This is a genomic window from Streptomyces sp. NPDC029956 (assembly GCF_055574655.1).
The window spans coordinates 237,205-259,721 of sequence record NZ_JBVHZJ010000002.1; the positions used below are offsets into that span (position 1 = coordinate 237,205).

General features: G+C 71.1%; 22 protein-coding genes. 5 read left to right on the forward strand and 17 right to left on the reverse strand.

What is annotated here, in order from left to right:
* The first annotated feature begins 438 nt into the window (after window positions 1-438).
* A complete protein-coding gene (locus tag ACZ4XX_RS02240; protein ID WP_405871059.1) occupies window positions 439-1,020 on the forward strand; it encodes a sigma-70 family RNA polymerase sigma factor in 582 nt (193 codons plus the stop codon).
* A 469-nt stretch (window positions 1,021-1,489) separates the two neighbouring features.
* Here ACZ4XX_RS02240 and ACZ4XX_RS02245 read toward each other — a convergent pair whose 3' ends face one another.
* The 3 genes from ACZ4XX_RS02245 to ACZ4XX_RS02255 form a co-directional block, all read right to left on the reverse strand.
* On the reverse strand, window positions 1,490-1,963 hold the full coding sequence (locus ACZ4XX_RS02245) for a Dps family protein (protein WP_468506110.1): 474 nt from the start codon (window positions 1,961-1,963) through the stop codon (window positions 1,490-1,492).
* A 652-nt stretch (window positions 1,964-2,615) separates the two neighbouring features.
* A complete protein-coding gene (locus tag ACZ4XX_RS02250; protein WP_468506111.1) occupies window positions 2,616-3,944 on the reverse strand; it encodes a class I SAM-dependent RNA methyltransferase in 1,329 nt (442 codons plus the stop codon).
* Window positions 3,945-4,136: 192 nt separating this feature from the next.
* Window positions 4,137-6,188 (reverse strand): APC family permease, encoded by a 2,052-nt coding sequence (locus ACZ4XX_RS02255; RefSeq protein WP_468506112.1) that lies wholly within the window; start codon window positions 6,186-6,188, stop codon window positions 4,137-4,139.
* Window positions 6,189-6,422: 234 nt separating this feature from the next.
* Between ACZ4XX_RS02255 and ACZ4XX_RS02260 the strand changes: the two genes are divergently transcribed.
* Together ACZ4XX_RS02260 and ACZ4XX_RS02265 are read left to right on the forward strand one after the other, a co-directional pair.
* Window positions 6,423-7,091, forward strand: a complete 669-nt coding sequence (locus ACZ4XX_RS02260) for a potassium channel family protein (protein WP_030321520.1) — start codon at window positions 6,423-6,425, stop codon at window positions 7,089-7,091.
* Window positions 7,091-7,768, forward strand: a complete 678-nt coding sequence (locus tag ACZ4XX_RS02265) for a potassium channel family protein (protein WP_468506113.1) — start codon at window positions 7,091-7,093, stop codon at window positions 7,766-7,768. Before ACZ4XX_RS02260 ends, ACZ4XX_RS02265 begins: the two co-directional genes overlap by 1 nt.
* Before the next feature lie 158 nt (window positions 7,769-7,926).
* On the opposite strand, the gene ACZ4XX_RS02270 is transcribed toward ACZ4XX_RS02265, so the two are convergent.
* From ACZ4XX_RS02270 to ACZ4XX_RS02305, 8 genes are all read right to left on the reverse strand, one after another.
* Window positions 7,927-8,667 (reverse strand): DUF3159 domain-containing protein, encoded by a 741-nt coding sequence (locus ACZ4XX_RS02270; RefSeq protein ID WP_468506114.1) that lies wholly within the window; start codon window positions 8,665-8,667, stop codon window positions 7,927-7,929.
* A 3-nt stretch (window positions 8,668-8,670) separates the two neighbouring features.
* Complete coding sequence (locus tag ACZ4XX_RS02275; RefSeq protein ID WP_073906407.1) at window positions 8,671-9,069, reverse strand: OB-fold nucleic acid binding domain-containing protein; 399 nt, start codon at window positions 9,067-9,069, stop codon at window positions 8,671-8,673.
* 57 nt (window positions 9,070-9,126) lie between these two features.
* Window positions 9,127-9,813, reverse strand: coding sequence for a response regulator (locus ACZ4XX_RS02280; RefSeq protein ID WP_468506115.1), 687 nt, complete (start codon window positions 9,811-9,813; stop codon window positions 9,127-9,129).
* Between the two features lie 131 nt (window positions 9,814-9,944).
* Window positions 9,945-12,491 (reverse strand): DUF4118 domain-containing protein, encoded by a 2,547-nt coding sequence (locus ACZ4XX_RS02285; protein WP_468506116.1) that lies wholly within the window; start codon window positions 12,489-12,491, stop codon window positions 9,945-9,947.
* Between the two features lie 122 nt (window positions 12,492-12,613).
* Window positions 12,614-13,282, reverse strand: coding sequence for an ABC transporter ATP-binding protein (locus ACZ4XX_RS02290; protein ID WP_389038038.1), 669 nt, complete (start codon window positions 13,280-13,282; stop codon window positions 12,614-12,616).
* 347 nt (window positions 13,283-13,629) lie between these two features.
* Complete coding sequence (locus ACZ4XX_RS02295; RefSeq protein WP_329283849.1) at window positions 13,630-14,394, reverse strand: DUF3710 domain-containing protein; 765 nt, start codon at window positions 14,392-14,394, stop codon at window positions 13,630-13,632.
* A 1-nt stretch (window position 14,395) separates the two neighbouring features.
* On the reverse strand, window positions 14,396-14,908 hold the full coding sequence (dut, locus tag ACZ4XX_RS02300) for a dUTP diphosphatase (RefSeq protein ID WP_468506117.1): 513 nt from the start codon (window positions 14,906-14,908) through the stop codon (window positions 14,396-14,398).
* Window positions 14,908-15,492: a PaaI family thioesterase gene (locus ACZ4XX_RS02305; RefSeq protein ID WP_468506118.1), complete on the reverse strand. Its 585-nt coding sequence runs from the start codon at window positions 15,490-15,492 to the stop codon at window positions 14,908-14,910. The genes dut and ACZ4XX_RS02305 overlap by 1 nt, the downstream gene beginning before the upstream one ends.
* A 58-nt stretch (window positions 15,493-15,550) precedes the next feature.
* Here ACZ4XX_RS02305 and ACZ4XX_RS02310 point away from each other — a divergent pair, with 58 nt between their 5' ends.
* Entirely contained in the window at window positions 15,551-16,054 is a 504-nt protein-coding gene (locus ACZ4XX_RS02310; RefSeq protein WP_468506119.1) for a DUF3093 domain-containing protein, read from the forward strand.
* 36 nt (window positions 16,055-16,090) lie between these two features.
* Here the strand turns inward: ACZ4XX_RS02310 and ACZ4XX_RS02315 are convergent, their stop codons facing one another.
* The 4 genes from ACZ4XX_RS02315 to ACZ4XX_RS02330 all read right to left on the reverse strand — a co-directional run bounded on the left by ACZ4XX_RS02315 (window position 16,091) and on the right by ACZ4XX_RS02330 (window position 19,754).
* Window positions 16,091-17,152, reverse strand: a complete 1,062-nt coding sequence (locus ACZ4XX_RS02315) for a hypothetical protein (RefSeq protein ID WP_468506120.1) — start codon at window positions 17,150-17,152, stop codon at window positions 16,091-16,093.
* A gap of 11 nt (window positions 17,153-17,163) precedes the next feature.
* Entirely contained in the window at window positions 17,164-17,460 is a 297-nt protein-coding gene (locus ACZ4XX_RS02320; protein ID WP_003955561.1) for a DUF4193 domain-containing protein, read from the reverse strand.
* Between the two features lie 396 nt (window positions 17,461-17,856).
* Entirely contained in the window at window positions 17,857-19,095 is a 1,239-nt protein-coding gene (locus tag ACZ4XX_RS02325; RefSeq protein ID WP_468506121.1) for a sensor histidine kinase, read from the reverse strand.
* A gap of 5 nt (window positions 19,096-19,100) precedes the next feature.
* Window positions 19,101-19,754 (reverse strand): response regulator transcription factor, encoded by a 654-nt coding sequence (locus tag ACZ4XX_RS02330; RefSeq protein ID WP_030146958.1) that lies wholly within the window; start codon window positions 19,752-19,754, stop codon window positions 19,101-19,103.
* Between the two features lie 372 nt (window positions 19,755-20,126).
* On the opposite strand from ACZ4XX_RS02330, the gene ACZ4XX_RS02335 reads away from it, so the two are divergent.
* Window positions 20,127-20,300, forward strand: a complete 174-nt coding sequence (locus ACZ4XX_RS02335) for a hypothetical protein (RefSeq protein WP_198955865.1) — start codon at window positions 20,127-20,129, stop codon at window positions 20,298-20,300.
* Between the two features lie 102 nt (window positions 20,301-20,402).
* On the opposite strand, the gene ACZ4XX_RS02340 is transcribed toward ACZ4XX_RS02335, so the two are convergent.
* On the reverse strand, window positions 20,403-21,221 hold the full coding sequence (locus ACZ4XX_RS02340; protein ID WP_468506149.1) for an inositol monophosphatase family protein: 819 nt from the start codon (window positions 21,219-21,221) through the stop codon (window positions 20,403-20,405).
* Window positions 21,222-21,269: 48 nt separating this feature from the next.
* Complete coding sequence (locus tag ACZ4XX_RS02345) at window positions 21,270-22,397, reverse strand: ferrochelatase (RefSeq protein ID WP_468506122.1); 1,128 nt, start codon at window positions 22,395-22,397, stop codon at window positions 21,270-21,272.
* Window positions 22,398-22,517 lie beyond the last annotated feature (120 nt).

Below are 22,517 nucleotides of genomic sequence, written 5' to 3' on the forward strand. Positions count from 1 at the left end.
GGACGCCACTGCTTCCTACGAGCAGTCCCGCCCTGCGGTTCACCGACGAGCGGGCTCCGTACCCGTCCCGCCGCAGAAGGGCGTCGGCAATCGCGCGGTGCCGGTGCCGACAGGCGGGGAAGACCGGTGTGTCCTCGCACGACTACCTGTTCTCGGCGGACGCGCAGGAAGTCATCGACGCCGAACTCGTCGGCTCGCGACGCGAACGCCCTGATCCGGTCGTTCCCGTCGGGTCCGGGGGTCCTACGCGCCGTCGGCGCCGCGGAGCTCCCCCTGGCGGACACGAGGACGTGCCGGGAGCGGGCGGCATGGGTCGGCAAGCGGCACGACAAGGAGACGACAAGGTTTGGCGAAGGGGTCCCGCCGAGTGTTGAGCCACTCACCCGCGCAAGTGGGGGAGCACGCCACGGAACACTCGAACAGAATCGAGCACCACCCATGAACGGGACCATGGAGGCGGGGGCGGCCACCCTCGCCTCGACTCGGGCACATGCCCGTCACGTCGCCTCGGACACCGACTGCGACGCCTTCATACGGGACATCTACGAGCAGTACGGTCCTCTGCTCGTCCGGTACGCCGCGCGGCTGCTGGACGGCGACTGGCACAGGGCTGAGGACATCCTCCAGGAGACCGCGGCGCGTGCCTGGAAGCACGCCCGGCTCTTGAGCACCCGCGGCGAACACATCCGGCCGTGGCTGTTCACCGTGACCAGGAACCTGGTCATCGACCACCACCGGGCCCGGCAGGTCAGGCCGCTGGATCTGATGGCGGTCGAGGATCTGGACGCCTCTTGGGACAGCACGGAGTCCACGATCACCTCCCACGCGGTGCTGGAGGCGCTGCGGGAGCTGAAGGAACAGCACAGGACCGTCATCCGCCTCATGTACTCCCTGGAATGCAGCGTGGCACAGGCCGCCGAGCACCTCGGCATCCCGCCCGGCACAGTCAAGAGCCGTGCCTTCTACGCCGTGCGGGCGCTGCGCAAGTCCCTCGAGAAGCAGGGCGTACTCGGCGTGTAGTCACGGCACGGACCGGACGATGCCGGCCCGACCATCCACAGTCCGCGTCGCCGCGGGACGGGTCCTGCCGTCACCGTCCCGTCCGGTGCCGCTCCCCGGGCGGTTCCGCTCGACCCAGGGGTGACATTCCGAACGAATCATTACGCCCAGGTCGTTCGAACGGCTCCGGACAGAAGCAGTGCCTGACGAGTTCAGAGAGCCGGCTGCGGCAGGAACGGCACCGGGACAAGCCGTGTCCCGGCCCCGGACCGACCCCTGCCGCCACCTCTCCATGCCGAGTGGATGCCGGCCCCGGCCTTTCACCGCCACCGAGCTCCGCCTCGTCCGGGAAGGACCGCTCGGCCTCTTGGCGACAGCTCCTCGGTCGCCGTTCTCATCCGGAAGCCGACCCGTCCCCTGCGGACACCGCACGCCTCCGGTGGCACAGCAGTCGGCGATCACCCCCTCCGACAGAACGAGTCCCACCTCGTCAGGCTCTGGTCTCCGCCTGGAACATCCAGCTCTGCTTCTCCAGTTCGGCCGTCAGCCCGATGAGGAGATCCTGGCTCACAGCGTCCACCGGACCCGTCTCCTCGATCCGCTCCCGCACCCTCCCGATGACCGCGGAGAAGGCGTGTACCAGGGCGTCGACAGCGTCGCCGTCCCTCGTCCAGCCTGCCGGGAAGGCAGGCAAGCCGCTGGTCCCCGCGATGGTGACCGCCCGTCCGTCCGGACTCGCTCCCAGCGCAGCCGCGCGTTCGGCCACCGTGTCCGCGTGGTCGCGTGCGATCGCGGCGACCTCGTCAAGCTGGACGTGGACTGATCGAAAGCGGGGACCGTACAGGTTCCAGTGGGCCTGCTTGGCCACCAGAGACAGATCGAGCAGGTCGGCCAAGGTCGCCTGGAGGGCCGCGCCGGCGATCTCGCGGTCACCCTCCGACAGCGGGCTGTTGATCATGGTCATAGGTCTACGGTCCTTAGGAAGTGGCGTCGGCATCACGACAAGGAGGCCGACAGATTGCCGTCTGGATGAACCCCGGCCATCACACGCACCCGCTTGGAAGCGCCGACGGCCTCGGCGCTATGTACGACCGCAGATACCCAGGGGTTCAGCTTCTCCGGCATACGGCTGTGCACGCCGCACGACGCCCGGCCATCTCGGATGACTTCGGACCGAGGCCTTGCCTGCAGGTCAGGACCGGAGCAAAGCCGAATCATGGATCGTCTGGGCGGCAGCACGCATGGAGCGCCTCGACCCGCTGAACACACCGCCCCGGCTACCGACGGCCTCAGGCCCCTTCTCGGGCGCTGGAGCTCCTACGGCCCCTGCCGCCGCATACACCGGGCACCCCGCCTGGCGTCACGGAACGTCACTACCGAGACGAAGCTGGGGCATTGGCGGCCAACAGCTCGGCAGCCGATGCCCCAGCCACTTCAGGGTGCCTCCGACCACACATTTGAGGACCCACCCGGCGGTCGTCGCCAATCACGCATGACGACCCATCAGACATCACACCGTCCGTGCGTCAAACGTGCGTCACGTGCGTCAGATATGCGTCAAGGTATCGCCCGTAACGCACGTAACGCCCATAATGCACACCCGGAGAAACAGCAGCTCAGGCGTCTTTCTTCACCGGCTCCAGAATCGCCACGCACTCCACGTGGTGAGTCATCGGGAACAGGTCGAAGGCGCGCAGCGTGCGGACCTTGTAGCCGCGGTCCGCGAAGTAGGCCAGGTCTCGGGCCAGGGCTGCCGGGTCGCAGGCCACGTAGGCGATGCGGCGGGCGCCGAGGCCGGCGAGGTGGTGGACCGTCTGCTTGCCGGCGCCGGCGCGCGGGGGGTCCAGGACGATGAGGTCGACCTCCGTGATGCCCGTGCGCGGGAGGACCGACTCGACCTTGCCTTGTTCGATGCGGACGCGCGGGAAGGCGGCCAGGTTGTGGCGGGCGTCCTCGACGGCGCGCTTGCCGGACTCGATGCCGAGGACCGCGCCCTGGTCGCCGACGCGGTCGGCGATGGCGCCGGCGAAGAGGCCGACGCCGCAGTAGAGGTCGAGGGCCGTCTCGCCCTTGCGGGGGGTGAGGCCCTGCATGACGGCGAGCATGAGGGTCTGGGCGGCCTTCGGGTGGACCTGCCAGAAGCCGCCGTTGCCGACGCGGTAGGTGCGCTCGTCGGCGCGCTCGCGGACGAAGGCGCGGCCGTGGACGCGGTGGACCCCGCCGTCCTTCTCGTCGACGCGGAGGACGGAGACCGGCTTGTCCAGTTCGACCAGGGGGAGCCGGCCGCCGGGCTTCGGGGTGAGGATGACCTGGCGGTCACCCGAACCGGAGGCGGCGATGGCCTCGACCGAGGCCATGTTCGGCCAGTCCTGCTTCTCGATGCCCAGTTCCGAGACGCCCGGCGCCGCGATCATGCAGTGGTCGATCACCTCGACCTCGTGCGAGCGGTGCTTGCGCAGGCCCGCGTTGCCGTCCGCGTCGATCGCGTACTGGACGCGGGTCCGCCACTGCGGGACCTCGCCCTGCGGGAGCTTGTCGCCCTCGGCGGGCATGACCGTGCCGTCCCAGCCGGCCTCCTCGGGGGTCAGGCCGGCGAGCCGCAGGAGCTGCTCGGCGATGACCTCGCCCTTGAGGCGGCGCTGGGCGCCGGGCTTGGCGTGCTGCCAGTCGCAGCCGCCGCACTTGCCCGGGCCCGCGAAGGGGCAGGGGGCCTCGACGCGGTCCTTGGAGGGGTCGAGGATCGTGATCGCGTCCGCGCGCAGGAAGCGGGAGGTCTCCTCGCCCTCGGTGACGCGGGCGACGACCCGCTCGCCGGGCAGCGCGTGGCGGACGAAGAGGACACGGCCCGCCTCGGTGCGGGCGATGCAGTGGCCGCCGTGCGCGACCGGTCCGACCTCGACCTCGTACTCTTCCCCGACCAACGACGAAACAGGGGTGTTCTGCATGGTGGGGAAGCTCCAAGGGGACGCGATGGTGGGCTGCCGTTTGGACGGCAGCCCACCAGTCTAGTTGTTCTTTCTGCGATGTTCCCGGCGCCCGGTGTTCCGGCGCTGCGGTGTTCCCGGCGCTGCGGTCTTCCCGGCGCTGCAGAGTTCCCAGCGCCCCCGCGTTCCCGGCCCCCGGCGTTCCCGGCGGTGCTAGTGGTTCTTCCCCGCCGGTTCCTTGTGGCCCTTCTCCACGGGGCCGCGGCGGACCGAGCCCGGCGCGTTCCACTCCTGGCGCTTCCTCGCCCGCTTCTTCGCGACCTCGGAGGACTGGAGCTGGTACGGGACCGAGGTGACCATGACGCCCGGGGTGAAGAGGAGGCGGCCCTTGAGGCGCAGGGCGCTCTGGTTGTGGAGCAGGTGCTCGTACCAGTGGCCGACGACGTACTCCGGGATGTAGACGGAGACGGCGTCGCGCGGGCTCTCGCGGCGGATGTTCTTGACGTACTCGATCACCGGGCGGGTGATCTCGCGGTACGGCGAGTCGAGGATCTTGAGCGGGACGTTGATGCCGCGTCGATCCCACTCCTCCCTGAGCGCCTTCGTCTCGACGGGGTCGACGTTGACGGTCAGCGCCTCCAGCTCGTTCGCGTGCATGAGCTTGGCGTAGGCCAGGGCGCGGAGGGTGGGCTTGTGGAGCTTGGAGACGAGGACGATGGAGCGGACCCGGGAGGGGCGTACGTACTCGTCGGGGCGTTCCTCGGCGGCGGCGATCTCGGCGGCGACCGAGTCGTAGTGGCGGCGGATCGCGGACATCGTCCCGTAGAAGATCACCATGCCGAGCAGGGCGACCCAGGCGCCGTGGGTGAACTTGGTGGCGAGGACGACGACGAGGACGAGGCCGGTGAAGAAGGCGCCGAAGGCGTTGATCGCGCGCGAGCGGATCATGTGGCGGCGCTTGGCGGGGTCCCGCTCGGTCTTCAGGTGCCGGTTCCAGTGCCGGACCATGCCGATCTGGCTGAGGGTGAAGGAGACGAAGACGCCGACGATGTACAGCTGGATCAGCCGGGTCGAGTCGGCTCCGTAGACCCAGACGAGGAGGGCGGCGGCGCCGGCGAGGAGCACGATGCCGTTGGAGAAGGTGAGGCGGTCGCCGCGGGTGTGCAGCTGGCGCGGCAGGTAGCGGTCCTGGGCGAGGATCGAGCCGAGGAGCGGGAAACCGTTGTACGCGGTGTTGGCGGCGAGGAAGAGGACGAGCGCGGTGGCCGCGGCGAGGAGCACGAAGAAGAACGTTCCGTCGCCGAAGACGGCGGCCGCGACCTGGGAGATCACCGGGTCCTGGACGTAGCCCTCGCCGACCGGGACGCCGTTGACCAGCAGGTCCTCGGCGGGCTTCTCGGCCATCCGGACGTCGGTGGCCATGGCGAGGAAGATGATGCCGCAGAACATGGTGACGGCCAGGCCGCCCATGAGGGCGAGCGTGGTGGCGGCGTTCTTCGACTTCGGCTTGCGGAAGGCGGGGACACCGTTGGAGATCGCCTCGACACCGGTGAGCGCGGCACAGCCGGAGGAGAACGCGCGCAGCAGCAGGAAGACGAGTGCGAAGCCGGCCAGGCCCTGGTGCTCCGGCTTGATCTCGTAGTCGGCGGTGGGCGCCTTCATGGTCTCGTCGAGAACGATTCCCTTGTACGCGCCCCAGGCGATCATGATGAAGACGCCGGCGACGAAGACGTACGTCGGGATCGCGAAGAGCGAGCCCGACTCCTTCACTCCGCGCAGGTTCATCACGGTGAGCAGCACGATCACGCCGACCGCGCAGGCCACCTTGTGCTCGACGACGAAGGGGATCGCCGAGCCGAGGTTCTCGATGCCCGAGGAGATCGACACGGCGACGGTCAGGACGTAGTCGACGAGCAGGGCGCTCGCGACGGTCAGTCCGGCCTTCGGCCCGAGGTTGGTGTTGGCGACCTCGTAGTCGCCGCCGCCGCTCGGGTACGCGTGGACGTTCTGCCGGTACGAGGCGACGACCGTGAACATCAGGACGACGACCGCGAGCGCGATCCACGGGCTGAAGTGGTAGGCCGACAGACCGGCCACGGAAAGAACGAGCAGCACCTCGCCCGGTGCGTACGCCACCGAGGACAGCGGGTCGGAGGCGAAGACGGGGAGCGCGATGCGCTTGGAGAGGAGAGTCTCTCCGAGCTTGTCGCTGCGCAGGGCCCGCCCGATCAGGATCCGTTTGGGAAGGTCGGTCAGTTTGGACACGGAGAGGATCGTAAGCGTTCGAAAACAGCCACGCGCACCGGCACCCCCGATCGGCACCGAATCTCCCTCAGTACCACCTCGGATGCGGTCCCCGCCAGCGTTGCCGCTTAAGCTCGGACCGGGTGACCCGGCAGGGTGTTGCCCGCCGCGACCCGGGCGCATCGGGTGAGGAAAGTTGTGAGCAGGGTGTTTTCGCAGGTCAGTAAGACGATCAGGAGTGCGGGGTAAGGGGACGTGCACATCGTCATCATGGGCTGCGGGCGAGTGGGAGCCGCTCTCGCGCAGACCCTGGAGCAGCAGGGGCACACCGTCGCGGTCGTGGACCAGGACCCGACGGCTTTCCGTCGTCTGGGGTCGGGTTTCGGCGGTCGGCGCGTCACGGGGGTGGGCTTCGACCAGGACACACTGCGTGAGGCCGGCATCGAGGACGCGGGGGCCTTCGCCGCGGTGAGCAGCGGCGACAACTCGAACATCATCGCGGCGCGGGTCGCCCGCGAGATGTTCGGCATCGAGAACGTGGCGGCGCGGATCTACGACCCGCGCCGCGCCGAGGTCTACCAGCGCCTCGGCATCCCGACGGTCGCGACGGTCCGCTGGACCGCCGACCAGATGCTGCGGCGGCTGCTGCCCTCGGGCGCGGAGCCGCTGTGGCGGGACCCGAGCGGGGGCGTCCAGCTCGCTGAGGTGCACACGTCCCCGGCCTGGATCGGCCACAAGGTGAGCCGGCTCCAGGAGGAGACCGGCGTGCGCGTCGCCTTCCTCACCCGGCTGGGCGAAGCGATTCTGCCGACCTCGCAGACGGTGCTCCAGGAAGGCGATCTGGTGCACGTGATGATGCGTACGGACGAGATCGCGAAGGTCGAGGAGGCCTTCGCCGAGGGTCCCGAGGAGGGCGGTCACTGATGCGTGTCGCTATTGCGGGCGCGGGTGCGGTGGGCCGTTCCATCGCGGGCGAGCTCCTGGAGAACGGTCACGAGGTCCTGCTCGTCGACAAGGCGCCGACCGCCATCTCGGTGGAGCGGGTGCCGCAGGCGGAGTGGCTGCTCGCCGACGCCTGTGAGATCACCTCGCTCGACGAGGCGGCGCTCCAGCGCTGCAACGTGGTGATCGCGGCCACCGGCGACGACAAGGTGAACCTGGTCGTCTCGCTGCTCGCCAAGACCGAGTACGGCGTGCCGCGGGTCGTCGCCCGGGTGAACAACCCGAAGAACGAGTGGCTGTTCAACGAGGCCTGGGGCGTGGACGTGGCCGTCTCGACCCCGCGTCTCATGTCGGCCCTGGTGGAGGAGGCGGTGAGCGTCGGCGACCTCGTCCGGCTGCTGCGCTTCAGCCACGGCGACGCGAACCTGGTCGAGCTGACGCTGCCGCCGGAGTCGGCGGTCGCCGGCACCGCGGTCGGGGACGTGGCCTGGCCGCAGGACACCTCGCTGGTGACGATCATCCGCGGTTCGCGGGTGCTCACGCCGAGCGCCGAGGAGACCCTGGAGGCCGGTGACGAGCTGCTGTTCGTGGCCGCGCAGGCCCGCGAGGAGCAGCTGGAGGACCTGCTGCAGGTCCGCCGCGAGCCGACGGAGTCCTGAGCACGGTCGTACGGGGCCTGAGTCCCGGTGGTCGTACGGGGCCTGAGCGCCGGTCGTACGAAGGCCTGAGTCCCGGTCGTACGGGAGCTTGAGCACCGGGTGTACGAGGAAGGGCCCCGGACCTGTTCGTCAGGTCCGGGGCCCTTCCTCGTGCCGTCTCAGGCCTCCGGGTGGCTCTGCGCAGCGGCGGCGGCCGCCTTGCGCTCCTTCTCGGCGAGCTCCTCGGCCTCCATCTCGGCGAAGACGTCGATCGGCGGCGGAGCCTTCGCGAGGAACACCCAGGTGAGGTAGACCGCGAGCAGGAACGGCGGGATCTTCAGCGCCACGAGCACCCAGCCGAACTTGGTGGTGTCGGCCCACCAGTACATCGGGAAGAGGATCGCGCACTTGCCGAGCAGGATCAGGCCCCAGGCCCAGCTCGCCTTCGTGTACGCCTTCTTCCGGCCCGGGTTACGGGTCCGCCAGGAGAGGTTCTCCTTGAAGACCGGGCCCAGGATGAGGCCGATCAACGGGACCCCGGCGATCGCGGTGATGATGTACGCGAGGGCGAGGCCCAGGGTGTACAGCATGCCCGGCAGGTAGAAGTCCTTGGCGTTGCCCGTCATCATCGCGAAGACGACACCGAAGGCGACGCCGAAGACGCCGCTGAACGCGTGCTTGACGGTGTCCCGCCGGATGAGCCGGACGGCGACCAGGACCAGCGAGACCGCGAGGGCGGCGATCGCCGAGATCTGCAGGTTCTTGTTGATCGTGAAGATCGTGACGAACAACAGGCCCGGCACGACCGTCTCGACCATGCCCCGAAGGCCGCCGAAGGCCTCGAACAGCGCGGCCTCGGTGACCTCCTTCGATGCCTGGGCGTCCTGGTCCGTGGTGGTCGGCTTGTCGAGGGACGTCACCGGCTACTCCTGTCCGAGCGGTCGGAGCTCGTATTTGGGGTTGAAGAGGACCCGCCGGCCGTGGCTCATGGAGATCCGGCCGGAGGCGATCAGCTTGCGGCCCGGCTCGATGCCCACGATGGAGCGCCGGCCGAGCCACACGACGTCGAGCGGTGCCGTGCCGTCGAAGAGCTCGGCCTCCAGCGCGGGGACACCGGCCCGGGGACGCAGCGTGACCGTGCGCAAGGTACCAGTCACCTTGACTATCTGGCGGTCGGAGCAGTCGCAGATACGCGTGCACCCCGACGCCTCGGCGTCCTCCTGGAGCTCCTCCGACTCCAGGTCCTCCGGGGAGGAGGAGAGCCGGTCGAGCATCCGGCGGAACCTACCGGCCGGCTTCTCTGTACGTGGTGCAGCACTCATACAGAAAGCGTACCGGCCACCGCCGTGGCCGGGACCTGCCTCCGAACGGCCGCTGGTTCAGCGTTCGAAGCGGTACCCCATGCCCGGTTCGGTGACGAAGTGCCGCGGGTGCGAGGGATCGCCCTCCAGCTTGCGGCGGAGCTGCGCCATGTAGACCCGGAGGTAGTTGGTCTCCGTGCCGTACGAGGGTCCCCAGACCTCCTGGAGCAGCTGCTTCTGGCTGACCAGGCGGCCGCTGTTGCGGACCAGGACTTCGAGCAGGTGCCACTCGGTGGGGGTGAGCCGGACGTCCCGGCCGTCGCGGTGGACCTTCTTCGCCGCGAGGTCGACGGTGAACCCCTCGGTCTCGACGACCACGACCCCGTCCTCGGCGCCGCCGACCGGTTCGGCGCGGCGGACGGCGGCGCGCAGCCGGGCGAGCAGCTCGTCCATGCCGAAGGGCTTGGTGACGTAGTCGTCGGCGCCCGCGTCGAGCGCCTCGACCTTCTCGTCGGAGGTCTGCCGGGCCGAGAGGACCAGGATCGGCACCCGGGTCCAGCCGCGCAGGCCCTTGATGACCTCGACGCCGTCCATGTCGGGGAGCCCGAGGTCGAGCACGACGACGTCGGGGTGGCGTTCGGCGGCGAGCCGGAGGGCGGTGGCACCGTCAGGCGCGGCGTCGACCTCGTACTTCCGCGCCTTGAGGTTGATCACCAGGGCGCGGACGATCTGCGGCTCGTCGTCGACCACGAGAACCCGGGTCATGGAGGGGGACCTTCCTTCTTCGGTCGCCCGTGCGGGCGGGAGCAAGACAGTACGGGAGCGGGAGGGGATGGCGCGCGGGGTACGGGACACGGGGCACCGGAACGGACGGGGCGCGCTGCGGGGCGGCCGGCTCAGGTCACGGCGTGCGCCGGGAGGTCGGGGGCGGGCGCCGGCGGTCCGCCCCGCGCGGCCTTGAGGGTGAGCACCATCGTCAGGCCGCCGCCCGGGGTGTCCTCGGCGCCGAGCGTCCCGCCCATGGCCTCGACGAAGCCGCGGGCGACCGCGAGGCCCAAGCCGACGCCGGAGCCGCGCGGGGCGTCGCCGAAGCGCTGGAAGGGCTCGAAGATGCCGTCCTTGGCCTCGTCGGGGACGCCGGGGCCGCGGTCCACGACCCGGAGCTCGACGCGGTCGCCGAGGGTGCTGGCGGCGACGGCCACGGGCATGCCCTCGGGGCTGTACTTGACGGCGTTCTCGACGATGTTGGCGACGGCCCGCTCCAGGAGGCCCTTGTCGACGTCGACCATGGGCAGCGTCTCGGGGATGTCGAGCTCGGCGCTGCCGTCGGGCACTCCCCCGAGGGCCATCGGAACGACCTCGTCGAGGTCGACCGTACGGATCAGCGGGGTGACGGTGCCGGTCTGGAGGCGCGACATGTCGAGGAGGTTGCCCACCAGGTGGTCGAGGCGGTCGGCGCCGGCCTCGATGCCCTCCAGGAGTTCGGCGCGGTCCTGCTCGGACCATTCGACGTCGTCGGAGCGGAGGGAGGAGACGGAGGCCTTGATGCCGGCGAGCGGGGTCCGCAGGTCGTGGCTGACGGCGGCGAGCAGGGAGGTGCGGATCTTGTTGCCCTCGGCCTGCTTGCGGGCCTCCTCCGCCTCGCCCACCAGCCGCTGGCGGTCGAGGACGACCGCGGCCTGGGCGGCGAAGGCACCGAGGACGCGCCGGTCCTCGGCGGGCAGCACCCGGCCGGACAGGGCGAGGGCCAGATGGTCGCCGACGGGCATGTCCACGTCCGCGTCCTCGGGCCGGGCCGCCGGGTGGGGACCGACGCTCGCGGCCCGGGTCCAGGGCTCGACGTCGTCCATCCGTTCCAGGAGGGCGACGGACTCCATGGAGAAGGTCTCGCGGACCCGTTCGAGGAGGGCGTCGAGGCTCGTCTCGCCGCGCAGGACGCTGCCGGCGAGGTAGGAGAGGACCTCGGACTCGGCGCGCAGCCGGGCGGCCTGGTGGGTGCGCCGGGCGGCCAGGTCGACCACGGAGGCGACCGACATGGCGACGCCGAGGAAGACGGCGATCGCCACGATGTTCTTGGGGTCGGCGACGGTGAGCCGGTGGACGGGCGGGGTGAAGAACCAGTTGAGGAGGAGGGAGCCGGCCGCGGCGGAGGCGAGCGCCGGCAGGAATCCGCCGAGCAGGGCCGCCGCGACGGTGAGGGCCAGGAAGAGCAGCATGTCGTTGGCGAGACCGAGGTCGGCGTCGACATGGGTGAGGAGCAGGGCGAGGAGGACGGGTCCGGCGACGCCGACCAGCCAGCCGCCGATGATCCGGGAGCGGCCGAGGCGGGCGCCGCGGGCGACCGGGAGGCCGCGGCCCTTGGCGACCTCGCCGTGGGTGACGATGTGGACGTCGAGGTCGGGCCCGGATTCACGGGCCACGGTCTGGCCGACGCCGGGTCCGAACACGTACTGCCAGGTGCGGCGGCGGCTAGATCCGAGGACGATCTGGGTGGCGTTGACCCCGCGGGCGAACTCCAGGAGCGCGGAGGGGATGTCGTCGCCGATGACGTGGTGGAACGTTCCGCCCAGGTCCTCGACGAGGGTTCGCTGGACGGCCAGCTCCTTGGGCGAGGCGGCGGTGAGGCCGTCGCTGCGGGCGATGTAGACGGCGAGGACCTCGCCTCCCGCGCCCTTCTCGGCAAGTCGGGTGGCGCGCCGTATGAGGGTGCGGCCCTCGGGACCGCCGGTCAGGCCGACGACGATGCGCTCTCGGGCCTGCCAGGTGGAGCGGATGTTGTGCTCGCCGCGGTACTGCTGGAGGTACTCGTCGACCCGGTCGGCCGTCCAGAGCAGGGCCAGCTCGCGCAGGGCGGTGAGGTTGCCGGGGCGGAAGTAGTTGGAGAGGGCCGCGTCGACCTTGTCCGAGGTGTAGACGTTGCCGTGGGCCATCCGTCGGCGCAGGGCCTCCGGGGACATGTCGACCAGCTCGATCTGGTCGGCCCGGCGTACCACCTCGTCGGGGACGGTCTCCCGCTGCCGTACGCCGGTGATCGCCTCGACCACGTCGCCCAGCGACTCCAGGTGCTGGATGTTGACGGTCGATATGACGTCGATGCCGGCCGCGAGCAGCTCGGCGACGTCCTGCCACCGCTTGGGGTTGCGGGAGCCCGGCACGTTCGTGTGGGCGAGCTCGTCGACGAGTGCGACCGCGGGACGCCGCTCCAGGACGGCGTCGATGTCCATCTCGGTGAAGGCGGTCCCCCGGTAGTCCAGGGTGCGGCGCGGCACCTGCTCCAGGCCGTGCAGCATGACCTCGGTGCGCGGCCGTCCGTGGTGTTCCACGAAGGCCACGACGCAGTCCGTGCCGCGCTCCACCCGCCGGTGCCCCTCGGAGAGCATCGCGTAGGTCTTGCCGACGCCCGGCGCAGCGCCGAGGTAGATCCGAAGCTTGCCGCGTCCCATGGGACGACCATACGTCCAGCCAATCGGACATTCCGTACGCGGAGAGCGGGGCCCCGCGGTCTTGACGTGTTTCTGATGTCGGGACCGCGGCCGCCTCCGCGGTGGGGACCGGCCGCGCCGCGTCAGTGCTCGACGATCTCGCCGTCGCCGAGTTCGAGAACCCGGTCGGCCAGGCCGAGGAGCTGCGGGTCGTGGGTGGCGACCAGGGCCGTGCAGCCCTCGCTGCGCACCACCGCGCGCAGCAGCTGCATGACGGCGAGGCCGGTCTCCTGGTCCAGCTGGCCCGTCGGCTCGTCGGCTATGAGCAGCGCCGGCTTGTTGGCGAGGGCGCGGGCGATGGCGACGCGCTGCTGCTGCCCGCCGGAGAGCTCGCCGGGCCGCTGGTTGGCGTGGTCGGCGAGGCCCACCAGGCCGAGGAGCAGGGCCACCCGCTCCTCGCGCTCCTTCGGGTCGGCCTTGCGCAGCCGCATGGGCACGCCGACGTTCTCGGCGGCGGAGAGGATCGGGAGGAGTCCGAAGGACTGGAAGATGAAGCCGATCCGGTCGCGGCGCAGCTCCAGGAGCCCGTTCTCACCGAGGGTGGCGAGGTCGACGCCGTCGATGACGATCGAGCCGCCGTCCGCGCTGTCGAGGCCGCCGACCAGGTTGAGCAGCGTCGTCTTGCCGGAGCCGGAGCGGCCCTTGAGCGCGACGAGCTCGCCGCGCGGGATGTCGAAGGAGACCCCGCGCAGGGCGTGGACGGCCGCTTCCCCGGTGCCGTACGAACGGCGCAGGTTCTCCACACGGACCATCGGCAGGCCGGCCGGGTCCTCGGCGACGGCCGTCGCGGACCGCGTGCTGCTCTCGCTCACCCTGTGCTCCCCCTCCTCGAACATGTGCCCGCCAGTATGGTCCGCGGCCGGGTCCCAGGGCCAGAGCCCGCGGGCGGAACCTGTGGAAAACGACCGATGGGCCGCTTCCCGTACGTGTCGTACGGAAAGCGGCCCATCGGCCCAGGCGCGTACACGGCGGCCCCGAAGGCCCACCGAACACCGGTCACCAGTCACCGAACCTCGGTCACCAGTCACCAGTCACCGAACCTCGGTCACCGGCCACCGGCCGCCGATCACGGGCCGCCGGCCACCGGTCCGAGCGCGGACTAGCGGATCTCGGAGATCTCCGGACCGCGCTGGAGCTGGCCCATGCCGCCGGAGAAGCGGGAGTTCTCCTGCTCCTCCTGCTGCACGCCGTCCGGCACCATCTGCGCGTCGTTCGGCAGCTTGAGGACGATCGGGTCGCGCGGGGCCATCGGGCCGTCGCCGCGGACGACCACGGTGTCCCGGACGATCTGCTCCAGGAGGCCGGCCGCCTCGGGCTGGACCGCACCCTGCCCGGAGATCACTCCGCGCAGGAACCAGCGGGGTCCGTCGACACCCACGAAGCGGACCAGCTGCACACCGCGGTTGCCGTCCGGCAGCTGTACGGGGACCTGCGCGCGCAGCTCCCAGCCCAGCGGGCCCTCGACCTCGTCGATGACCCCGCCCTGCTGGACGATGCCCGTGGCGATCTCGTCGCGGACCTCGCCCCAGATGCCCTCGTTCTTGGGGGCGGCGAAGGCCTGCAGCTGCACGGCGCTGTCGCGCAGGACGACGGTGGCCGCGACGATCGCGTCGCCCGCCACCTCCACCCGCAGCTCCATGCCCTCGACCCCGGGGACGAAGACGCCACCCAGGTCGACACGGCCGTCCTCGGGCTTGCCGACCTCGGAGATGTCCCAGGGTCCGTCGGGCCGGGGCGCCGGCGGAAGGTTCACACGGCGCGGGGCCGCGCCGTCCGCGTCCTCGCCGTCCACCGCGTCGACGACCTGCTCGGCCTCGCCCGCCGCGTCCTCTGCGGCACCGCTCTTCTTGCGACGTCCGAACACGTCACTGTCCTTCCCGGTCGGATACGACCGAAGCGTATCGATTCCCACCCGTTGTGCCGTCCACGGCGGCATGACCGCCGGTGGACCCGAAGCCCCCCTCGGCCCGCGCCGAGCCGGGAAGCTCCGCCACCTCGTGGAAGCGCACCTTCTCGACCTGTTGGACGACAAGTTGGGCAATCCGATCGAATCGTTCGAACCGCACGCTCTCGCGCGGGTCGAGATTGACCACGATCACCTTGATCTCTCCACGGTACCCGGCATCCACCGTCCCCGGGGCATTCACGAGCGCCACTCCGCAGCGGGCGGCCAGTCCGGAGCGCGGGTGCACGAAGGCCGCGTACCCGTCCGGGAGCGCGACGGAGATCCCGGTGGGCAGCACGGCGCGCTCCCCGGGGGCCAGCACGACGGCCTCGGTGGTGACCAGGTCCGCCCCGGCGTCACCGGGGTGGCCGTAGGCCGGGATCGGCACGTCCGGGTCCACGCGCCGGATCAGTACGTCGACAGGGTTGCTCATCAGGGGTTCACCTCGAAGGCGCGGGCGCGCCGGACCTGGTCGGGGTCGGACATGGCGGCCTGGATCTCCTCCGGGCGGCCGTTGTCGATGAAGTGGTCGACCTTGACCTCTATGAAGAGTGCCTCGGCGCGGACGGCGACGGGGCCCTCGGGCCCGCCGATCCGGCCGACGGCGGTCGAGAAGATCTTGCGGCCGTGCACGGCGGTGACCGCGGCCTCCAGGTGGAGCACGGTGCCCACCGGGACGGGCCGGACGAAGTCGGTCTCCAGCCGTCCGGTCACGGCGATGACCCGCAGCAGCCAGTTCAGGGAGCCGAGGGTCTCGTCGAGCGCGGTGGCGAGCACGCCGCCGTGCGCGAGGCCGGGGGCGCCCTGGTGGTCGGGGGTCACCGTGAACTCGGCGGTGACGGTCACGCCCTCGCCCGCGCGTGCCTCCAGGTGGAGGCCGTGGGGCTGCCCGCCGCCGCACCCGAAGCAGTACGCGTAGTGCGCACCGAGCAGCTCGCCGGGGGCCGGCGCGTCGGGGTGGCGTACCGGCGGTATGGCGTCGGCCGGCGGGGTGAGGGCGGCAGATGTTGCAGTCACAGCCGCAGACCTTACCCGCGCGGATGGGCGCAGGTCGCGCCGTGCCAAGCTTGGACGCATGCAGCCTTCCGCACCGTCCCCCGCCCCCTCCCCCGTGCCCGCCGCCGCACCGCTCTTCGACGAGCGGCTGACGGCTCCCCGCTCCTGGTGGTTCATCGCGGGTCTGCTCGGTCTCTCCGGCGGCCTGATCATGGTTCCGCTGGGTACGGTCCCGATGCTGGGCGGTCTGATCGTGGTGGCGGTGCTCGCCGGTGCGGCGGTCTCCTCGTACGGCTCCGCACGGATCCGGGTGGTGGCCGGTTCGCTCGTGGCGGGCGACGCGCGGATCCCGGTCTCGGCGCTGGGCGAGGCGGAGGTGCTCGACGCGGAGGAGGCGCGTGCGTGGCGCACGCACAAGGCCGATCCGCGCGCGTTCATGGTGATGCGCGGCTATGTGATCCGGGCGGTACGGATCGAGGTGACGGACCCGTCGGACCCGACGCCGTACGTGTACCTCTCCAGCCGTGAGCCGGAGGCGCTGGTGGCGGCCCTGGACGCCGTCCGTGCGGACGCCCAGGACTGAGCGGGCGGAGGGGGCGCCGGCCGCAGGACGGGTCGGCTAGAACCCGAGCTCCTTCGGGTTCTCCGGCTGGTCCAGCGGGGGCAGCTCCCGGAGGGAGTCCCAGGGGACCTGGCGGTTGCGCAGGTCCTTGCGGATGTGACCCGCGAGCTTCTTGGTGTCGCGGCGGTTCATGACCGCGCCGACCGCCGCGCCGACCATGAAGGGCGTGAGGTTCGGCAGGTTGCGCACCATGCGCTTCATGATCTGCTGGCGGAGTTCGCGCTTGAGCTGTCCGCCGAGCGCCGCGTTGACCGTGGTGGGCTTGGTGGGGTCGATGCCCCGCTCCTCGGCCCAGGAGGTCAGATAGGCCATCGATCGCTGGGTGAGGCGGCCTGGGGGCCGCAGCCCGTAGACCTCGTGCAGCTCGGCGATGAGTTTGAGTTCCACGGCGGCGACGCCGGTGATCTCTGCCGCGAGTTCCGCCGGCATGGCCGGGGGTACGGGCAGCATGGCCGCGGCACCGATGCTCGCGCCCACGGTCGAGCTCGCGTTCGCCGCACCCGCGACGAGCTTGTCGGCGAGCTCCTCGGGACCGAGCCCGGGAAACTGTCGGCGCAAGGTCGCCAGATCGCGGACGGGGATCCGCGGGGCGAGGTCGATCAACCGGTCGGCCAGATGACCGATGCCGGCCTTGGCACTGTCTCCGCCGCGCTTCACGCCCTGCCGGACGCCCTGCGCGACGCCGCGCCGGACGGCGTCGATCCGGTCCGAGTCGATCTTGATCTTGTCGAGCTGGGCGCGCGCGGGATTGGCGAGCCGCTTGACGGCGCCGAAGCGCCCGTCCCGCTGTATCCCGTCGTTCCCCGCTTCGTCCAGCACGTCGTTCCGCCCCGCTTCCCGCTCCGCCGGCAGCTGCACCGGGGTCGGCTCGGTGACGGCCTCGAGCGAGGCCGGGAGGCCCCGCTCGTCGTCACGTACGCCGAAGGAGGGCGGGGAGGCGGCGTGCTCGGCTTCGGAGGCCTCCTGGGCACCCTCTGCCGGGCCCGAGCCGCCCTTGTACGTCTTCGGGCTCCCAGGGAGCCTCAGACGCCGCTTCCGGGACGGTGTGTCGCCTGCCACGACCGAGGGTCTCAGTCGCAGTCGCGGCAGATGGGCTGGCCGTTCTTCTCCCTGGCCAGCTGGCTGCGGTGGTGCACGAGGAAGCAGCTCATGCAGGTGAACTCATCGGCCTGCTTGGGCAGGACCCGGACGGCCAGCTCCTCGTTCGAGAGGTCGGCGCCGGGAAGCTCCAGGCCTTCGGCGGCCTCGAACTCGTCGACGTCGACGGTCGAGGTCGACTTGTCGTTCCGGCGGGCCTTCAGTTCCTCAAGGCTGTCCGAATCGACGTCGTCATCGGTCTTGCGTGGGGTGTCGTAATCCGTTGCCATGTCGCTCTCCCCCTCTGGGTGGTTGCGGTGTCTCCAGCGCACGTAACGCGTGAGAGGTCGGACTTGTGCCCGACCTGAGGCGGAGATTTTGCCTCACATCAAGGTCTGTTACTCAATCGACACCCGTTCCGTCCTCTCGCGAGTGATCGGCTTCGGGTGGCGAACCGGACCGTACACGGTCCTACGGCCGCCCCTTGCAGGCGCCACCCCGTGTACTTCCCGTCAATCCGGGCCCGGGAAACCCGGACTTTTCCGGGTTTTCACGGGGATTTCTCCGTTACGGAGAGTGGATGTCCGGACACCCTCTCCTGTGATCGATCACACATGAGCGTCTCAGAATCGGGCCCACGGAATTCCGCGCAAAGCGAACGGAACCGGGTCGGCTCGTGCAGTGTGTCAGATCGGCAGAGTGACGCGCATCACGAGACCTCCGCCCTCGCGGGGCTCCGCGATGATACGGCCGCCGTGGGCGCGGGCCACGGACCGCGCGATCGACAGGCCGAGGCCGACTCCCTTGTCACTGCCGGTCCGCTCCTGCCGGAGCCTCCGGAACGGCTCGAAAAGGTTGTCGATCTCATATGCGGGGACCACGGGACCTGTGTTCGAGACGGTCAGGACCGCCTGACCGTGCTCGGTCGTGGTCGTCACCTCCACCCAGCCTCCTTCCGCCACGTTGTACCGGACGGCGTTCTGGACCAGGTTCAGCGCGATCCGTTCGAGCAGGACGCCGTTGCCCTGGACGACCGCGGGCTCGCGCTCGCCCCGGATCTCGACGCCCTTCGCCGCCGCCTCGGCGTGGACCTGGTCGACGCCCCGCGAGGCGACCTCGGCGAGGTCGACGGGTTTGCGCTCGACGATCTGGTTGTCGCTCCTGGCGAGCAGCAGCAGACCCTCGACGAGCTGTTCGCTGCGTTCGTTGGTGGCGAGCAGCGTCTTGCCGAGCTGCTGGAGTTCCACCGGCGCGCCCGGGTCCGAGAGGTGCACCTCCAAGAGGGTGCGGTTGATCGCGAGCGGGGTCCGCAGCTCGTGCGAGGCGTTCGCGACGAAGCGCTGCTGGGCGGTGAAGGCCCGCTCCAGGCGGTCCAGCATCTCGTCGAAGGTGTCGGCGAGCTCCTTGAGCTCGTCGTCGGGGCCGTCCAGCTCGATCCGCCGGGAGAGGTCGGAACCGGCCACCTGGCGGGCGGTCCGGGTGATCCGGCCGAGGGGCGAGAGCACCCGTCCCGCCATGGCGTAGCCGAAGGCGAAGGCGATGATGCTCAGCCCGAGCAGGGCGAAGAGCGAGCGGCGCAGGAGGTCGTCCAGGGCCTGGTCGCTCTGGTACCGGAGGCAGACGGAGACCGCTTGGTTGAGCTGCTCTCCGGTGCCCTGCGCGGGCAGCTCGCACCAGGAGGTGGTGGGCTGGACCTTGCCCTCGACGACCTTGAAGGGCAGCTCCGAGACGCTGTGGGTGAGCGCCTGCGCGGTGAAGAGGTAGATGATCGAGAGCAGCAGGATGCCCGCGATCAGGAACATCCCGCCGTACAGCAGCGTGAGACGTATCCGGATGGTCGGGCGCAGCAGCGGCCGGACCGGGTCCCTGGGGTCCCAGGACGGCTTCGGGGGCGCGTGGGGGTGGGGCGCTGAGGTGGCGGGCATCGGGTTCAGATCCGGTACCCGGAGCCGGGGACCGTCACGATGACGGGCGGCTCGCCGAGCTTGCGGCGCAGGGTCATGACGGTGACGCGGACGACGTTGGTGAACGGGTCGGTGTTCTCGTCCCAGGCCTTCTCCAGGAGCTGCTCGGCCGAGACGACGGCGCCCTCGCTGCGCATGAGGACCTCCAGGACGGCGAACTCCTTCGGCGCGAGCTGGACCTCCTTGCCCTCGCGGAAGACCTCGCGGCGGTTCGGGTCGAGCTTGATGCCGGCGCGCTCCAGGACGGGCGGGAGCGGCACGCTGGTCCGCCGGCCGAGGGCGCGCACCCGCGCGGTGAGCTCGGTGAAGGCGAAGGGCTTGGGGAGGTAGTCGTCCGCGCCGAGCTCGAGGCCCTCGACCCGGTCGCTGACGTCGCCGGACGCGGTGAGCATCAGGACGCGGGTGGGCATGCCCAGCTCCACGATCTTGCGGCAGACGTCGTCACCGTGGACGAGGGGAAGGTCGCGGTCGAGGACGACGACGTCGTAGTCGTTCACCCCGACGCGCTCCAGGGCCGCGGCGCCGTCGTACACGACGTCGACGGCCATGGCCTCCCGGCGCAGTCCGGTGGCCACCGCATCGGCGAGCAGCTGCTCGTCCTCGACGACGAGTACGCGCACGTCGTAATCCTTCCCATGGAGCTGCGGTCCTGAGGCGGACCGGCTGAAGACCTGAGCACTGACTGTGCGTGTCCATCCTGCCCCGTACGCGCGTAAACCGGCTGTAAGGCGGCGGTGCGGGGCCTGGGCGGGCTGCGGGTGGACGGGGCCGCGCGCCGGGGCGCGTGGCCCCGGGCGAAGAATTCACCGGATTCCCGGGCCAGTTGAGGTTTCTCTGAGGAAGGGGTTGGGGAGGACGACTGCACACCCCGCGATCACGCCCTGTATGTGGCGCGCCACCTACCGCTCTCTGTCCCCCAGAGACCGCAGTGCGTGATCCACCCACCCTCGGCACACCCCCGTGCCACCGGACCCATGACGAGGGGGCGCACGATGGACGCTTTCACCGCAGGCCTGCTGCACCGCATCAGGACCACGCAGACGGACCTCACGCGGGCTCGTGAGACGGGCGACGACTACCTGGCGGAGGTGGAGCAGGCGGAGCTCGAGGACCTGCACCGCCTGGCCGCCGAGCACGGCGTGGAGGTAGCCGCGCAGGCCGTCTGACCCGACCGACCCGCTGCCCGACCCGACCCGTTCCACCGATCCGACCCGAACACGTGTGAGGGCCCCGGCGCCGTTCCCGGCTCCGGGGCCCTCACGCGTCCGTCAGTCGTGCCAGGCGCCCAGCTCCTCCAGGATCTCCTGGAGGAGCTCGAAGAGGCCCGCAGGGGCCGCCAGGGCCAGTTCGCCGGACTCCGGCTCCCCCGGGCGTCCGCCGGTCAGGGCGCCCGCCTCGCGGGCGATCAGGGCGCCCGCCGCGAGGTCCCAGGGGTTGAGGCCCCGCTCGTAGTAGGCGTCCAGGCGGCCGGCGGCGACGTCGCAGAGGTCGATGGCGGCCGAGCCGCCGCGCCGGATGTCGCGGACGCGCGGGATCACCCGCTGGGCGATGTCGGCCTGGTGGGCCCGCCGGGCCTGGACGTATCCGAAGCCGGTGCCGAGGAGGGCCTGGTCGAGCGGGGGCGAGGGGCGGACGGCGAGGCGCCGCTCGTCCGACCGGGCGCCGCTCTCCGCGTACGCGCCGCCGCCGAGGACCGCCCGGTAGGTCTCGCCGCGCATCGGGGCCTCGACGACGCCGACGACGGTCTCGCCGTCCCGTTCGGCGGCGATCGACACGGCCCAGGTGGGCAGTCCGTAGAGGTAGTTCACGGTGCCGTCGAGGGGGTCGATCACCCAGCGGATCCCGCTGGTGCCGGGGCTGGACGCGCCCTCCTCGCCGAGGAAGCCGTCCTGCGGGCGGTGGTCGGCGAGGAAGCCGGTGATCAGCTTCTCGGCGGCGATGTCCATCTCGGTGACGACGTCGATGGGGCTGGACTTGGTCTTCGCCACGGCCAGGTCGTCCGGCCTGCCGTCGCGCAGCAGCGCTCCGGCCCGCCGTGCGGCCTCCAGGGCGAGGTCGAGCAGTTCGGTGAGCAGCGGGTCGGTCACGTCGGTCCGTTCGGTCACGTCGTCGGCCTTCTCGGTCACGGGGGTTCCTTACGCGTACGGGCTGTCGGCGCCGGCGGCCGCCGGGCGCTCCGCCCTGGCCGGGCAGCAACCGATCGGGCACAGGTCGTGGGAGGGGCCGAGGGCGCCGAGCGCGCACCGTTCGACGCGGGCTCCCCGCTCGTGTGCGGCCCGTTCCAGGAGGAGTTCGCGGACGGCGGCGGCGAAGCGCGGGTCGGCGCCGACGGTGGCCGAGCGCCGGACGGGCAGGCCGAGTTCGGCGGCCTTGGCGGTGGCCTCGGTGTCGAGGTCGTAGAGGACCTCCATGTGGTCGGAGACGAAGCCGATGGGGACCATGACGGCCGCGGGCGCCCCGGCGCCGTGCAGTGCCTCCAGGTGGTCGCAGATGTCGGGCTCCAGCCACGGGATGTGGGGGGCTCCGCTGCGGGACTGGTAGACGAGCTGCCAGGGGTGGTCGTTCCCGGTCCGCTCGCGGACGGCGTCGGCGATGACCTCGGCGACGTCGAGGTGCTGGCGGACGTAGGCCCCGCCGTCGCCGTGCTCGGTGACCGGTCCCGAGGAGTCGGCGGCGGAGTCGGGGATGGAGTGGGTGGTGAAGGCGAGGTGGGCGCCGGCGCGGACGGACGGGTCGAGTTCGGCGAGGGAGGCGAGGACGCCCTCGACCATGGGCTCGACGAAGCCGGGGTGGTTGAAGTAGTGCCGGAGCTTGTCGACGCGGGGCAGCGGAAGCCCCTCCGCCTCGAGGGTGGCGAGCGCGTCGGCGAGGTTCTCGCGGTACTGGCGGCAGCCGGAGTAGGAGGCGTACGCGCTGGTCGTGAGGACGGCGATGTGACGTCGGCCGTCGGTGATCATCTCGCGGAGGGTGTCGGTGAGGTACGGGGCCCAGTTCCGGTTTCCCCAGTGGACGGGGATCCCCAGGCCGGCGCCGGCGAAGTCCTTCCGCAGTGCGTCGAGGAGCGCGCGGTTCTGGTCGTTGATCGGGGAGACGCCGCCGAAGAGGAAGTAGTGCTGCCCCACTTCCTTGAGCCGTTCCTTCGGGATGCCTCGGCCGCGCGTCACGTTCTCCAGGAACGGGACCACGTCGTCCGGGCCCTCGGGGCCGCCGAACGAGAGCAGCAGCAGGGCGTCGTACGGGGCGGGATCGTGCTGATCGGACATGGCACCGATCCTGCCACCCGCGCCCGGCACCGGACGGCGCGGCCCGTCCGAGGGCGCCCGACCGGCGGTCCCGGCAGGCGTCCGCGCCGCCCGTCCGGGCGGCGCCCGTCCCGAGGTCGC

What these genes read in the sequence shown, in the direction of transcription:
- ACZ4XX_RS02245 (WP_468506110.1), bottom strand. Translation starts at nt 1,963, where the DNA reads ATGACCATGATCAACAGCCCGCTGTCGGAGGGTGACCGCGAGATCGCC.
- ACZ4XX_RS02275 (WP_073906407.1), bottom strand. Translation starts at nt 9,069, where the DNA reads ATGAGTGCTGCACCACGTACAGAGAAGCCGGCCGGTAGGTTCCGCCGG.
- dut (WP_468506117.1), bottom strand. Translation starts at nt 14,908, where the DNA reads ATGAGCAACCCTGTCGACGTACTGATCCGGCGCGTGGACCCGGACGTG.
- ACZ4XX_RS02265 (WP_468506113.1), top strand. Translation starts at nt 7,091, where the DNA reads ATGCGTGTCGCTATTGCGGGCGCGGGTGCGGTGGGCCGTTCCATCGCG.
- ACZ4XX_RS02310 (WP_468506119.1), top strand. Translation starts at nt 15,551, where the DNA reads ATGCAGCCTTCCGCACCGTCCCCCGCCCCCTCCCCCGTGCCCGCCGCC.
- ACZ4XX_RS02345 (WP_468506122.1), bottom strand. Translation starts at nt 22,397, where the DNA reads ATGTCCGATCAGCACGATCCCGCCCCGTACGACGCCCTGCTGCTGCTC.
- ACZ4XX_RS02280 (WP_468506115.1), bottom strand. Translation starts at nt 9,813, where the DNA reads ATGACCCGGGTTCTCGTGGTCGACGACGAGCCGCAGATCGTCCGCGCC.
- ACZ4XX_RS02325 (WP_468506121.1), bottom strand. Translation starts at nt 19,095, where the DNA reads ATGCCCGCCACCTCAGCGCCCCACCCCCACGCGCCCCCGAAGCCGTCC.
- ACZ4XX_RS02285 (WP_468506116.1), bottom strand. Translation starts at nt 12,491, where the DNA reads ATGGGACGCGGCAAGCTTCGGATCTACCTCGGCGCTGCGCCGGGCGTC.
- ACZ4XX_RS02240 (WP_405871059.1), top strand. Translation starts at nt 439, where the DNA reads ATGAACGGGACCATGGAGGCGGGGGCGGCCACCCTCGCCTCGACTCGG.
- ACZ4XX_RS02250 (WP_468506111.1), bottom strand. Translation starts at nt 3,944, where the DNA reads ATGCAGAACACCCCTGTTTCGTCGTTGGTCGGGGAAGAGTACGAGGTC.
- ACZ4XX_RS02335 (WP_198955865.1), top strand. Translation starts at nt 20,127, where the DNA reads ATGGACGCTTTCACCGCAGGCCTGCTGCACCGCATCAGGACCACGCAG.
- ACZ4XX_RS02290 (WP_389038038.1), bottom strand. Translation starts at nt 13,282, where the DNA reads ATGGTCCGTGTGGAGAACCTGCGCCGTTCGTACGGCACCGGGGAAGCG.
- ACZ4XX_RS02320 (WP_003955561.1), bottom strand. Translation starts at nt 17,460, where the DNA reads ATGGCAACGGATTACGACACCCCACGCAAGACCGATGACGACGTCGAT.